We start from the raw sequence: 14,018 nt of genomic DNA, 5'->3' as shown, positions 1-14,018 counted from the left end.
GCCAGCGGGCCTGATGGACAACGACCAGGTTCTGGCCGACGTCCTCCGCAACGGCTCCTACAGCCTTGGCTTCTTTTTTAATTTTGAGCAGCAGCAAGGCTCTCCGGAAAACAGCGGCCTGCACCCGCTTAATCCGATTTTTATTAAGGAGGCCGGCGCCGGGGATCCGGCCGGTTATCTCCTGCAGGCCCGGGCCGCGGTGGTGCCGCTTAAGGAACTGGCTGCCGCCGCCGGATATTCCGGCTTTCTGAATGCGTTGCCGGATGAGGACGGAATCATCCGGAAAACCCCGCTGCTCATCTCCTGGAACGGCAAGATCTACCCGAGCCTGGCCCTGTCCGCCTTGCAGGCCACGTTTAAGGAAAAACTGCCCGTTAGCCTGAAGCTCACTTCGGGCGGCATCGAGTCAATGCGGATCGGCACCACGGTTGTGCCGTTGGACAGAAACGGCAGAATGCTGCTGCATTACCGCGGCCCCCACAAGACATTTACCTATTATTCGGCCGGACAGGTGCTTGAAGATCGCCTGCCAAAGGGCGCCCTGGCGGGTAAAATCGTGATTGTCGGCACCTCGGCGGCCGGGCTCAAGGATATCCGGGCAACCCCGTTTGACTCTGTTTATCCGGGCATGGAAGTGCATGCCACGGCGATCGACAACATCCTTGCCGGGGATTTTCTGGCGCGGCCCGACTGGGCGCCGGGGTTTGAACTCTGCCTGATTGTTTTTTTCGGGTTTGTAACGACCGTTCTTATCACCTGGACCGGCGGTAAATGGACCCTGCCGGTGGTTGTCTGCGCCGGAGTGCTCATGTGGCAGGGCGGGATCTGGTACCTCGGCAGCCGGCGAATGTTTTTTTCGCCCCTGTTCCCGATGATCTCCCTGGCCGTTAATTTCCCGCTGTTGACCCTGTTGAAATTCTGGCACGCGGAAAAGGAAAAAGGTTTCTTACGGCAGGCCTTTTCCCGGTACGTATCCGATGCCGTGGTCGAGCAGATGACGAACTCACCGGAGAAATTGAGTCTGGCGGGAGAACAAAAGGAGTTAAGCATTATCTTTTCCGATATCCGTGGTTTTACCACCATTTCGGAAAAACTTTCCCCGGCCCAGATAGTCGAGTTGCTCCATGATTATTTTACGCCGATGACCAGGGTCATCACCAATAACTACGGGACCCTGGATAAATTTATCGGCGATGCCATCATGGCCTTCTGGAACGCTCCCATCGATATTCCGGACCATAAGATAAAGGCCCTGCGGTCAGTGGTTGAGATGGTCGCGGCCCTGGATGATCTCAACAAGGTTTTTGCGAAAAAATACGGCCTGACCATTGATATCGGCATCGGCCTGCACGCCGGGATCGTTCAGGTCGGCAATATAGGCACCGACGATCTTTTCGACTATACGATTATCGGCGACGACGTAAACATTACCTCCCGTCTGGAGGGGTTGACCAAGTTTTACGGGGTCAAGTGCATCGTGAGCGAGACGATGAAGTCCGTCTGCCCCGGCGGCATCCTGCTCCAGGACCTGGACCTGGTCCGGGTCAAGGGCAGAACAGAGCCGATCAGGATTTTTGGTCTCTATTCCCCGAAACGGCACCACAAGAACCCTGAACAGGAACTGGCACAATATCACGAGGCCCTGGGCCTGTACCGGCATAAACGGTTCAAAACCGCCATGAAGCTGTTTGCCGCCCTGCAAGAGGATTATTTCAACCGGAAACTCTACCTCATTTACCAGCAGCGCTGTGCAGCATTTGTCGAACAACCGCCCCCTGATGACTGGGACGGCGTGTATATTCATACGACAAAATAAAGGGTTCAGATGTCAGGCGCCTCAAGGGTTGCCGGGGCGCGTTGTCAGGCCGGGCATCAACTGCTATGGTACTTGAACGAAAGCGAGACCCGGGCCCGGAATGCCGCCACCTTGCCGTTCTCGATCTTCATGTCCAGCTTGGTTATCTCCGCCACCCTCAGGTCGCGCAGGCTCTTGCCCGCGGTCTCCACTGCCTGCCGGGCCGCCTTTTCCCACGATTCCGTACTTGTCCCCACCAGTTCGATAATCTTATAGACACTCTCTGACATGACTCCCTCCTTTTGATGTGATTCATCTGCAAAAAATATCGTTCCTCTAGCGAACCGTCTTGTCTTTCTCCATAATTTCGATACCCGGCAACAGGGCGAAGGTCAAGGAAAAAGAGTGTGGCTGATGGGAGATCAAGGCGGAGAGGTTGTAGCGCCGGCGAACCTTTTTACACAAAAAAAAGCCCCGCGTACGCGGGGCTTTCAAAGTACTGGTCGCTGCCGGCTTTAGACCTGGACAACGTTCTCCGCTGCCGGACCCTTGGCCCCCTCGACAATGTCGAAGGTAACCCGGGCGCCCTCGGTCAGTGACCTGAAACCCTCGGTCTGGATTGCGCTGTGATGGACGAAAACGTCCTGGCCGCCATCCTGTTCAATGAAACCGAAACCCTTTGCATCGTTAAACCATTTAACTGTACCCTCTGCCATGTTGAACTACTCCTTGTGTGCGCGGTCCCTCACTGGGAACCTTTTAATAAAAGCCGAGATATCGTCTGGATACGTCGGCGGGCAGTCTGCTTGTCAATACAAAAAAACCGCACTGTCCTGATGTTAGGATTGTGCGGTGATCTTTCCGTATCTGCTTAACTACAAACAAGTACTGCACAAAAAACAGGAGTAATATTACCACATCGTTCTTACAAAGAATAGAGTTTTTTTGGTTTTTGCTGTTTTTTTTCAACTAACCAGCATGGCTGGACCATATTTTGGGCCGCAGCCACAACCAACAATGAAAATTTCCTCAGACCCAGAGCTTTGCCCGGCACGACTTATATAAAGTATAAAATCTACACTGTAAGCGAATCAGGCCGGCCGGGGGCCGGCGGCCAGCACCTCTGCCGAGGCATTGTCCCGGTACTGCTCGAAGTTTTCAAGAAAGAGCCGGGCCAGCATCCGGGCCTGGTTGTCATAGGCCGCCGGGTCGGCCCAGGAGCGCCGCGGGTTCAGTATCTCTTCCGGCACTCCGGGGACCTGCCGGGGCACCAGGAAACCGAACAGCGGGTCCCGGTCCATGGGGGTATGGTCAAGCAGGCCGTCCAGGGCGCGGTTCAACAGGGTGCGGGTGTGGTTGATCGCCATTCTCGACCCGACCCCGCAGGGTCCGCCGGTCCAGCCGGTGTTGACCAGCCAGCAGGAACTCCTGTGCTCGGCCATCTTTCTGGCCAGCAGTTCGGCATAGACCGATGGATGGCGCATCATGAAGGGCGCGCCGAAACAGGCCGAAAAGGTGGCCGTCGGTTCGGTGATCCCGGTCTCGGTGCCCGCCACCTTGGCGGTATAGCCGCTGATGAAGTGGTACATCGCCTGCTCAATGGAGAGTCTGGCAATGGGTGGCAGGACCCCGAAGGCGTCGGCGGTGAGCATGATGATGTTCCCGGGATGGCCGGCCATCCCGGATTCGACGTAGCTGGGCAGGTGGGAGAGGGGATAGGAGGCCCGGGTATTTTCGGTCAGGCTGTCGTCGTCCAGGTCCACCAGCCGGGTCACCGGGTCCATGGCCACGTTTTCAAGGATGGTGCCGAACCGCCTGGTGCAGGCATGGATCTCCGGCTCCGCCTCCTGGGAGAGGCGGATCACCTTGGCATAACAGCCCCCCTCGAAGTTGAAGACCCCGCTGTCGGACCAGCCGTGTTCGTCGTCACCGATCAGCACCCGGTTCGGGTCGGCGGACAGGGTGGTCTTGCCGGTGCCGGACAGGCCGAAGAAGATGGCCACGTCCTTGGGATTTTTTGCGCTGACATTGGCGGAGCAGTGCATGGGCAGCACCTCCCGGTCGGGCAGAAGATAGTTGAGCGTGGAGAAGATCGATTTCTTGATCTCGCCGGCATAGGCGGTGCCGCCGATGATCACCAGCCGGCGGCTGACGTTGATGATCACAAAGGTACCGCTCCGGGTGGCGTTGTCATCGGTGTCGGCATGGAAGTTGGGGCACTGGAGCACGGTGAACTCGGGCTTGAAGGCGTGCATCTCCTTCGGGTCCCGCTTCTGCTTGATGAACATGTTCCGGGCAAAGAGGCTGTGCCAGGCGAATTCGGAGATCACCCGGACCGGGTAGCGGAACCGCGGGTCAGCCCCGGCATGGCAGTCCTGGACAAAGACGGTCTTGCCGCGCAGGTAGGCGAGCATCCGCTCGAACAGCATATTGAACTTCTCCTCCGGATAGCCGACATTTACCTTGCCCCACCAGATATCGTCGTGGCTGCCCGGCTCATCGGTAATATACTTGTCCTTGGCGGCCCGGCCGGTGTGCATGCCCATGTTGGTCACCAGCGGACCATGGTGGGCCAGGTGGCCTTCGAAGCGGCGCAGGGCGAATTCGTACAGGGCCGGGGTGGAGAGGTTCCAGTGCACCGCCTCCAGGCTGTGCAGGCCCAGGTATTCAAGGCCGTATTCCGGTATCTGTTCGTTGATCTCCATCTCCCTGCTCCTTAGGCTGCTGGTTGGTGAGTCGCTGGGGAGTATACACCATGGCGATTTTTTTTTGACTTTAAATGTTGTTCAAGGGTGAGCGCCCGGCCCCAGCGGAGATAGGTGGGCACCTCCAGGGTGCCTGTCTTTTTTTTGCTTGATCCGGGTCCGGTTCAGCCCGGGAGCGGCCCCCTATGTGCGGGAACGGGAGTGGCATCCGGCCCAGCAGCTCAATGACCACCCGGACGGCGGCCTTGAGCTGATTTTTCCGGCGGACCATCTCCTTGAGGTCAAGCAATGGTTTCTGTCATGGGGTGGCGATGCCGAGGTGCTGGCCCCGAAAGCGCTTGTCACCGAGATGAAGCAGGAGGTCGCGCGGCTGCGGGCGATATATGAATGAAAGAACAGCGAGGGAAAAGCGGCTAATAACGGACCCGGGTGGTGCCGTCGCTGCCCTTGATCACCCGGACCCGGTCGTTGACATGGAACAGAAGGTCCGCCTCCTGGACAACCACGATGGTCTGGCCGTTGTCCAGGGAGACGGTGATCTCCAGCCCCGCCTTTTTGGTAAGCTCCTCTTCCGCTGCTGCTCCGGCAAGTCCGCCGCCGACCGCGCCCAGCACCGTGGCAACGTCCCGGCCGCGGCCCTGGCCGATGGTGCTTCCCAGGACCCCGCCGACGGCAACCCCGGCAATGGTGCCGACCTGACTCTTGGTGCCTTCGATCTGCACCGGTTCCACCTGGATGACCGTACCCCGCTCAATGGTATGGGTGACGCGGGCCTGGTCCCGGGTATATACCTGGCCGGAACGGCTGGAAGCGCATCCGGCCAGGGCCAGGCAGAGAAGGAGAGTGACAACTGTTTTCAGATATGACATGCTTTTTCCTCCTGTTTGCCGGATCCATATTACAGGGACCGGCCGGCCTCGGCTGCAATGGTGAAAGCAGCGGCGCTGACGTGGATAATGTGGGGATTCGTACCCTTTGTGTCCCCTGGTGAACGCTCACCTGAATCATACCATATTGCGGTGAAAAAGTAGACCGGTCAATCAGGGGAAACGGGGCCGGTTCAGACCACCCGCAGCTGGCGGAGCAGTTCCCGGGCGATCAGGGGGGCCACCGAATAGGTGTCAAGGAGATCGTCGTCAACCACCCCGGGACAGGTATCAGCGCCGATGATTTTTTTGATCCCCGCCTCGTGGAAGCGTTGCCGGGCCCGGCCGCACAGTACCAGGTGGGTTGCCAGGATCACCACATCCTCGGCCCCGGCCTGTCGGCAGCGTTCCGCGGTCTGGATGATCGAGCCGCCGGTACGGATCATATCGTCGCAGATAATCGCGGTCCGGCCCCGGACCACGCTGGACACCTGTTGGACCATGGTGCGGTCCATGGCGAACCGGTCCTTGTCCGCCGCGGTGTGGGGAAGATTCAACCGTCCGGCCAGACCGGCCACCCACTTGCTCCGGCCGTAATCAGGTGAAACCAGGACAAAATCTCCGGGCCCGAGGGTTTTGATCTTGTCGACGATCAGGCTGTCGGTCTGGATATGCTTGGTGTGGATCTTGCCGCTGTGGGCATGGAGGATGGCCTCGGAATGGAGGTCGATAAACCCGACAAAGTCCGGGCAGGCCCGGAACAACTGCCTGGTCCGGGTGATTCCCTTGGGGATCTCGCCGGAGCCGGGCTTGGCCCGTTCCATGGTCGAATAACCGTGGTAGGGGACAATCACGTTCACCGAATCGGCCCGCCAGTAATGGCTGCCGTCAATGAGATCGATCACCTCCTGAAAGGCATGTTCGTCATGGGTAGCACCGATGATGATGATGTCCCGGCCGGCCAGTTTGAGCGGAAAGGCGTGATAGCTCTCCTGGTCCTGGAACTCCTTCCTGATCATTTCGGTAAAGGAGATCTCCATTTCCGCGGCCACTTTCCGGGCCAGGTTGCTGGAGGCCTGGTTGGCGATGAGAACGATATTGTCACGGGTGGTGGTTTTCATGGTTGTATTCAGCCGGCAGATTGCAGATGTCAGGGTAACGCTTCGACCCCCAAGAGAATACTCAGTCGGTTGCAGCCGGTCAAGGGATTCGCGCGGCTGACCGGCGGAGGGGTATGGGAAAGATATCTGGTGGATCTAGGGTCATTAGTTGCAATTATCAGTGCAGTTCGGTATAGTGCCACTTTTTTTATCCGGAGAGAGGGAAGTGCCGTAACTGAGAGACCCTGGGCAGGGTTGGAGAGAGGAATTATGGAGTTCGAATCATTTGAGCAGGCGCTTACGATATGCATGACCGCGGAAGAGGGCAGCCCCGAGCAGGTTGCCTCCATGCTCTACTGCCTGGAAAACGCACCGCCCGATTTGCGGGAGATGCTCCAGGCGCGCTTCGCCGGGTTCCATAAACATGGCAGCAACTGCTGCTGTGACGGGCATGTGAAAAAATAAGCTTAAAGAATTTCTGATGAACTCGTAACAACCCGAAAGGCTTCAAATGCCACCCAATAAAATCAACAAGTTACAAGACGAATCACGTCCGTCGAGCGGGTTGTTGCGAGACCGACAATTTCTAATCCTGATCGCTGATCCCGGCGCCGCGGGTCTGTTTCAGCCGGCCGCGTTGTTTCTTGGCCTGCAGTCGCCGTTCCCTGGCGGCCCGCGACACCCTGGTTTTCTTCCTTGGTTTTCTTTTTTGCAGCGCTCCCTTGAGCAGTTCGATAAATCGCTCGGTGGCCGCGGCCCGGTTGGTTCCCTGGGTGCGATGCCGGTAGCTTGTTACCTGCAATCGGCCCTGCTTGTTGATCCTGGTCCCCAGCTTGTTACGAATCAGGTCCCGCTGTTCCGGGGTCAGGCTGGGCGAGCCGGTCACGTCAAAGATCAGGGTGACCCGGGTGTTCACCTTGTTGACGTTCTGGCCGCCCGGACCGCTGCTCCGGGAAAAGCGGAAAAGCAGTTCTTCGACCGGAATGCGGAGGTCGGGGTTGATTGCAACCGTTTTTTTATGCAACCCGGTGTCATTGTGGCCGGAGGAGTCCATTGGCGCAACAAACCACGCTTTTAGCGCCAGGACAATGAAAAACCGGCCATCCCGGGAGGGATGGCCGGTTTTTTGCTGAACAGGGCGCGTGGTTTATCTACACCTTGCCCTTAAGATTAGAACTTCCACTTAATATTGCCGGACAGGGTGTACTCTTTAAGGTTTGCGTAGCCTATTACAGTGTCACCGCTGACAGACACGATTGTGTTGTCACCGAGCTGACCGGTCAATCCAAACCCTATCCGTACATAATCACGATCCGGCTCTTCAGTTGAAACTGCAAAAACAGTCCCCGGCGCACCGGCAAAAGCGGAATTAATTGAACGGCTGTCATTGGCAAACTCATGCTCCCAGAAGGCATGTATCTCCGGCGTGAACAAGGAGTTGGGATTGTCACTCTCATAACCGAGGCGGCCGCCGATTGTGCCGATAAATGAATGGGCCTCCTGGTCAGATACAATCAGGTTGGCAATACCTGCTCCAACCTCGGTATAGGCGTCAATTCTTATCCTGGTGTAGGACGCCCCGGCCATTGGCTCGATGCGCCATTTTTCATATTTGAAATCACGCCCCATTTCCAGGCTTAGATTCAACTGGTTGCCCTTTGGATTACTTGTAGCCAGTCCGAACCCGGGGAGACCGGTATCACGCTGGGCGGTATAGCGGGTCCAGCCGTATCCTGCCGTACCTTCAAGGTACATATCAGGCGCAAAGGTATACATACCGTAAAAATACAGACCAGTTTCCTTCATGTCTATTTCTGACAAGTCTTCAAAATTAGTATCACTGGTCTCAAAGCTTAATGATACTCCGGCAGTCAATGCCCTGGTCAGACGGTAGTCAGTGCCGACTGAAAGGTTTCTACTGTCAAAATCATAGGGGTCCATACCGCCGGAACGGTCATAATCACCCCGTGAAAGGCTGCCGCTGATGAAGAATCCATGACGAGGGTCCAGGTCACTGTCGCCCGCGGCGCCGCCGATCAGTTTTCCAGGCAGCAGTTCTTTCAACATATCACCGCTGATACCAGTCCCTTTATAGTTAAAGGCAAAATCAGTCATATCAAACTGACCGGCCTGACCGGTACGCATCCTGTGCATCCTGCGCTTCATACCGCGTCTTTTGGCCGTACCGCTCCTGATCGCGTGCAGCACCATGGCAAAGACCTTGCGGGGAGAAAGCTGCTCAAGGGTCGTCTTCTTCTTGCTGTTGGTCAGCATGGCGTTAATGGCCGCCCTTATCGCATTAAGATTGTTTGCATTCTGCAGTACCCTGGCCACCGCTTTCTGGGCAGGTGTTTCCGCCAGGGCAAGGAGCCCTGCCACCGTGGTCTGCTGCTGGGTGGTCTGGGTAATGATATCACTCAATAATTGGGCAAAAGTAGCAGCTACCGGCGTGTTAGCATTTATAGCATTCCGGTTTGCCTGCAGATCGGCGGCAATACCCCCGGTAGCCAGGGCCAGTTCGGTGTAGTCCGCATCCGTAGTACCACTGTCATTAACAGTTCCATTAATGGTTCGAGAGGCGCCGTTTGGCACAGTAGTCAGATTTCCCTGGGCATCGATAACATAGGCATTCCCGCTGGCGTCAATTGCAACTGCGGCATTGCCCGCTGTATCATAAAAACGCTGATTAACCATGGCGTGCATGACCACCCCGGCATTCTGGAGAGCAGCAAGCATATCAGGGTATCCGACAGTAGGGGCCAGTTTGGTATCCCGGTCCTCATCGGTTATCAGAAAAAAGCTGGCCCCTGCATTGGTGCGGAAGGTGTAGTTGTTCAGGGCATACATCATCGCTTCATAACCGTCTTCAGTGCCGCCGGATGTAATCAATCCTCCAGTAGCTGTAGCAAACTGGGCAGGAGTGCCAAAATCAAATCCATTAATAAGGTGCTTATGGGCCGCATCATTAAGCATGCCGGGCTGGTCATGCCCACCATAACCGACAAGACCATATCGATTGGTGGTGACCCCATTCTGTTCCAGGACAGTGTCCATATTTTGAATATAGGTACCGATAAAGCCCTGCTCCGAACCCATGGAACCGGATTCATCGATGATAACAACCATGTCGGTCGTGGTAGCAGCAAAACCTGCTGTAGTCATACCCAGCAGGAAAAGACCGCCGGCTATAGAGGTTGCATACTTTTTCAGTCCCTTTCCCAGCGCCATTTCTCTCCTCCCGTATCTGATTAAGGTTTATATGAAACTCTCATGGCCCGTTTTATTGAAACCTGTTCACCGTGTTGCCCATGGCAATAAATGGCGAGCCGAAGATAGGTGCTCAGCCCCGATAAAATTTGGTAAGCGTTCACCAGCACCCCCTCTTCGCACGATCAGGCCGGCTCACATAGGCATACTATGGATTCGCCGGCCTGCTTGCACGAATCCGTGGCACTGATCAACGCTTACCGGCCGGTGGTTTCCGTAAATCTGTAGCCCCTGGTGAACGGTTACAAAATTTGCACCATCAAGCCATGTCTGCCGCATGCAATAAGACGATATGCCCGGAGATGACGTTTGCACCAGCCCAATAACTGATCACGGGGCATGAAGTAGGTGTGAGGCCTGAAGCCCCTTTGTTTGTAAACGATCACCACGGGCGGAGTATTTTTCAGGCAAAAGTGAGCAGACCGACTTTTGCAGCAGCTGAAAAATATTCAGGAATTGTCCAGGTCCACATTTATTAAATGGCTTCCGAACCGCAAAACGTGCTTGCTGATAACCTTTTTTCCCCAGGGGGGGAGATGTTCACCGAATTAATGTCAGTTTACCAGCACTTATTGAGAAATTACACTATGTAGTTGTAATCAGCCACGCTGCTTGTTGTCAACGAAAAAGCAGGGACAATCATCTGACCATCAGACAACCTGATCCCGGCAGTATTATTGTAGTTATTTCTCGTCTTGTAACCAGCTGATGTCGCGCGGGTTTTCATGGTCCGTAAGCCAATATTGGCGTGCGAAGCTTTCAGTTCGCAAGAATTATTCCTGATCCCTTTTTTCGAGTAACCAGCATGGCTGGACCATAATTTTTTGGCCGCAGCCACAACGAACAATGAAAATCTCTCCGGACAGCGGGCTTTGTCCGGCACGACTTTCATATAAACTGTTCACCGGTGGTGCACAAAACATGCAGCCATCTCCGACCGGTAAACGTCGGCAGCGCCGTAGTAGATGCGCGTGTCAATCGTCGTGTCTCTATCTTACAACTTCTTTACAGGCCCGAAAATCCCGACCGTTGATCGGGATTCAGCTTTCTACTCTTATCCCACGTCGTTCCCTTATTTGCTCATCAGCCGGAAGACACCGTCCCATGACTCGCCCGTGGCCACGGGCGGTTCCTTTTTGAACATCTCGCAACGCTTGATATACACCTCGGAAGGCGTGGTTTTGGCGTCCGGGAACCTTTCATATTCCAGGCACTCTTTAAACTTGGCAATGGCTCCCTCCCACTGCATGGCCAGGTAGAGGTCCATGGCCTGACCAAACAATTCAAACAGGGTCTTCTCGCGCTCGGTCAGGTCGCCCTTCATGGCTGCCAGCTCATAGATCTTGACCGGCTCTGATTTGCCCACCACCTGGATATTGTCCACGAACCGCACCTCGACGAAATCGGCAACCTTGAGGGTGTCGCCCTGGTCGCCGTGGATCTTGTGGTTATAGGTATATTCACTGATAATCGAAAAAATCCCGTACTGCTTGCCGCTCGCCTCGAGCCGGGCGGCAAGGTTCACGGAATCGCCCATCATGGTGTAGTTCATCCGGGTCTTGGAGCCCATATTGCCGGTTACGATCTCGCCGGTGTTTATCCCGATCCGCATCCGCATCTCGTGGACGATATGGGGCCACTTGCTGCCGGGGTCCCATTCCTCCGGGGCCAGGCCCTTGGTGTTGCGGTTCGGGTCATCGCTTCGGTCCGCCTGCCACTTTCTCCGCAGTTTCAGGAGCCGGTCCTGCATCTTCACCGCGGCCCGGCAGGCCCGGAGAGCATGGTCTTCAAACCGCATCGGCGCCCCGAAAAAGGCAACGATCGCGTCACCCTCGTACTTGTCCAGGGTGCCCTGCTCGGCCAGCAGAATATCGGTCATATCGGTCAGGTATTCGTTCAAAAGCTCCACCAACTGGTGGGCGGTCAGCTTCTCCGAAAAAATGGAAAAAGACTGGATATCGGTGAAATAGGCGGTGATGATGTCGCTGGCCCCACCGAGTTCGGGCTGGGTCTTGCTGTCGTACATCGTATTGATCAGCTCCGGCGAGATGTACTGGGAAAAGGTGTTCTTCAGAAACTTTTTGTCCTTTTCCTCGGTCAGGACCCTGATCACCGTGATGGTAATGAAGACCGCCACGTTGGCGATGATCAACGGCGAGGTTTTTACCATATAGTTGTTAAAGGAAAAAAGGATAAAGCTGATTGTAAAGGTGGCCAGCAGGGACAGGATGAAGAGGTAAAAATTTACCCGGATGTTCGATAAACCGTACAATAACGCAAGAATGATGCAGAGTGCTACCAGTAAGCCGGCATTAAGGTTATCCGGTGACCGGGCAAGCTGGTTGTCGGTAACAATCGTGTTAAAGGCGTTGGCGACCACGTTCATCCCGAACATATAGCCATAGGGGGTGACCTTGATATCATCGGCCATGCCGGCGGAATGAGCCCCGGTAAAGACGATCTTGTTGTAGAAGGTGTCTAACTGGGCTGAGTAGGTGTCCTGCAGGGTCGAGAGGACCTGGAACAGGTCCAGGTGAAAGCCCTCTTCCTGGGTCATGCCGTTCATGGCCAGCCATTCCGGATAGATGGCCAGGAGATCCTCGAACCTTTCCGGCCTGGTCAGGTCGCCGTTCTCGATCAGATAATAGATGTCGTCAAAAAACATCTTGTAGTAGACATACTTGCCGTCATAGGGATCGTCTTTGCTGATATACAGGATGACGTTCTCGTTTGACAAGTCGCCGTATTTTTTCCGGGCCGCCAGCAGGATCTCATTGTTCTTTGTATCACAATAATTGTAGAACCAGGATTCCAGGTTGGCGGTGTCATAATCAGGGTGTATGGTGCCGTCCTCGTCCAGGGCCGGAATATTCGGAATAATGTCGGTCGAGACAACCTTGAGGTAGCTTTCCGTGGGGATGGTGTTATAAATTTCCCGCTCGCCGGAATAGGGGTTAATATAGGGAATTTCCTGCCTGCCGCCGAAATTAATCGGAAAGATATGGGATACGCCCATATAGTTTTTCTCGGTATGGATGATGATATCCCTTTCCGTATAGAATATGGCGTCTATCTTTTGGGAGCCCAGCCGGACCGCGGCGTCAAAAACCTCCTGGCCCGCGATCAACTCGTAGTTACCGTCTCCTTTTTTCAGGAGATGAATCGGATAGATGGGTATTCGGCTCTCGTCATCGGGCCGGATGTAGCTGTACTCATTGACGATGTAATTATAGATATTCTTGTTGTATCTCGAATGGTTGGCAGAGACGGAGACCTTATTTTTCAGCCCTGCGAAGTCCAGTCCCCTTGAAACCAGGGGCTGTTTGTTCTTATCCAGGTCCGGCGCCCTGGCGTCATGGAGAATAATCTTGTTATTTTCAATAGTTATCTTGTTGTTATCCGCAACATGGTAGTACTCTTTCAGCAGGGCCATGACCGCTGAAAACAGGTAGCGTTTTTCACCGGCATTGTTCTCATAGGTATGGGTCACCATAAATGAGCGGATAACCGTATCCTTGTCCGGCCACTGGTTGACCGTGACCGGCTGGGCGTTTTCCATGAACTCCTTGACCAGCGGCTCCAGGGAATAATAATAGATCAACTCCTCCGGGGGCGCCGGCTGCGAGTATTGTTCCATTATCTTTTCGGTTTCGATAATCCGGTCAAGATAGGCGATACCCGGCCTTTTTTCACCGACCAGGAACAGGTCGATATAGACATTGTCGTACCTGGCCAGGGCCTTGGCAAAGTTGTTGTCCATGGCCCCGAAGATTTTGCTGATTTCTTCCAGTTTGTCCGGCTCGTCGGCCAGTCGGCTGATCAATGACGGCGGCATCTTTTCCGGCATGATAAACGCCACGTCAAAATAGACCGCCGCGGGCGAGAATCTCTGGATCGCTTCCAGGTAGCGGGCGTGCACATCCCGGTACCAGGGCCATTTCCCCAGGACGCCGAGGGACTCGTCGTCAATGGCCACCAACTGCACCTGGTCCGAGCCATAGTGGTTCTTTTCCTTGCCCGTGATAAGATCAGCGGCCTCGGGCTCCCGCAGAAAGAAGAAACCGTCGAGGTTCTTACGCTCCATGGCGTCGAACAGGATCGTGTTGGTGGAAAGGGCCCAGAAGAGGCCGCCCAGCACCGCGCCGACCAGGAAAAAGATGAGAGTTTTTTTCATATGAACTTTGACACCATACGGGTGGACAAACAAGAATCCGGAAAGAAACCAATTAAAAAAGGCACGGACATTCCGTGCCTTTTTTAATAATGAACTACCCCAAAATAATGC

General features: G+C 55.1%; 12 protein-coding genes. 3 read left to right on the top strand and 9 right to left on the bottom strand.

Annotated features, from left to right (window positions below; translation table 11 throughout):
* Window positions 1–1,816 (top strand): adenylate/guanylate cyclase domain-containing protein (locus L3J03_06385; GenBank protein ID MCF6290605.1); only part of this gene is annotated, 1,816 nt, incomplete at its 5' end.
* Window positions 1,817–1,872: 56 nt separating this feature from the next.
* Here L3J03_06385 and L3J03_06380 read toward each other — a convergent pair.
* From L3J03_06380 to pckA, 3 genes are all read right to left on the bottom strand, one after another.
* Window positions 1,873–2,085 (bottom strand): dodecin family protein, encoded by a 213-nt coding sequence (locus L3J03_06380; protein ID MCF6290604.1) that lies wholly within the window; start codon window positions 2,083–2,085, stop codon window positions 1,873–1,875.
* A 225-nt stretch (window positions 2,086–2,310) separates the two neighbouring features.
* Window positions 2,311–2,511 carry a cold-shock protein gene (locus tag L3J03_06375; protein MCF6290603.1) on the bottom strand — a complete coding sequence of 67 codons (201 nt, stop codon included), beginning with the start codon at window positions 2,509–2,511 and terminating at the stop codon, window positions 2,311–2,313.
* 375 nt (window positions 2,512–2,886) lie between these two features.
* Complete coding sequence (pckA, locus tag L3J03_06370; protein MCF6290602.1) at window positions 2,887–4,500, bottom strand: phosphoenolpyruvate carboxykinase (ATP); 1,614 nt, start codon at window positions 4,498–4,500, stop codon at window positions 2,887–2,889.
* A 187-nt stretch (window positions 4,501–4,687) separates the two neighbouring features.
* Here pckA and L3J03_06365 point away from each other — a divergent pair, with 187 nt between their 5' ends.
* Window positions 4,688–4,891: a WYL domain-containing protein gene (locus L3J03_06365; protein ID MCF6290601.1), complete on the top strand. Its 204-nt coding sequence runs from the start codon at window positions 4,688–4,690 to the stop codon at window positions 4,889–4,891.
* A gap of 22 nt (window positions 4,892–4,913) precedes the next feature.
* Here the strand turns inward: L3J03_06365 and L3J03_06360 are convergent, their stop codons facing one another.
* On the bottom strand, window positions 4,914–5,369 hold the full coding sequence (locus L3J03_06360; GenBank protein ID MCF6290600.1) for a glycine zipper 2TM domain-containing protein: 456 nt from the start codon (window positions 5,367–5,369) through the stop codon (window positions 4,914–4,916).
* A 191-nt stretch (window positions 5,370–5,560) separates the two neighbouring features.
* Window positions 5,561–6,487, bottom strand: a complete 927-nt coding sequence (gene prs, locus L3J03_06355) for a ribose-phosphate diphosphokinase (GenBank protein ID MCF6290599.1) — start codon at window positions 6,485–6,487, stop codon at window positions 5,561–5,563.
* Window positions 6,488–6,736: 249 nt separating this feature from the next.
* Here prs and L3J03_06350 point away from each other — a divergent pair, with 249 nt between their 5' ends.
* Window positions 6,737–6,931 (top strand): hypothetical protein, encoded by a 195-nt coding sequence (locus tag L3J03_06350; protein ID MCF6290598.1) that lies wholly within the window; start codon window positions 6,737–6,739, stop codon window positions 6,929–6,931.
* Window positions 6,932–7,052: 121 nt separating this feature from the next.
* On the opposite strand, the gene arfB is transcribed toward L3J03_06350, so the two are convergent.
* From arfB to L3J03_06330, 4 genes are all read right to left on the bottom strand, one after another.
* On the bottom strand, window positions 7,053–7,520 hold the full coding sequence (gene arfB, locus L3J03_06345; GenBank protein MCF6290597.1) for an aminoacyl-tRNA hydrolase: 468 nt from the start codon (window positions 7,518–7,520) through the stop codon (window positions 7,053–7,055).
* Window positions 7,521–7,636: 116 nt separating this feature from the next.
* Entirely contained in the window at window positions 7,637–9,694 is a 2,058-nt protein-coding gene (locus tag L3J03_06340; protein MCF6290596.1) for an autotransporter domain-containing protein, read from the bottom strand.
* Between the two features lie 619 nt (window positions 9,695–10,313).
* Complete coding sequence (locus tag L3J03_06335) at window positions 10,314–10,625, bottom strand: hypothetical protein (protein ID MCF6290595.1); 312 nt, start codon at window positions 10,623–10,625, stop codon at window positions 10,314–10,316.
* Window positions 10,626–10,805: 180 nt separating this feature from the next.
* Window positions 10,806–13,907 carry a CHASE2 domain-containing protein gene (locus L3J03_06330; protein ID MCF6290594.1) on the bottom strand — a complete coding sequence of 1,034 codons (3,102 nt, stop codon included), beginning with the start codon at window positions 13,905–13,907 and terminating at the stop codon, window positions 10,806–10,808.
* Window positions 13,908–14,018: the final 111 nt, after the last annotated feature.

Source organism: Desulfobacterales bacterium (assembly GCA_021647905.1).
Classification (GTDB): Bacteria; Desulfobacterota; Desulfobulbia; order Desulfobulbales; family BM004; genus JAKITW01.
This window is presented reverse-complemented; position numbering and strand designations above follow the sequence as displayed.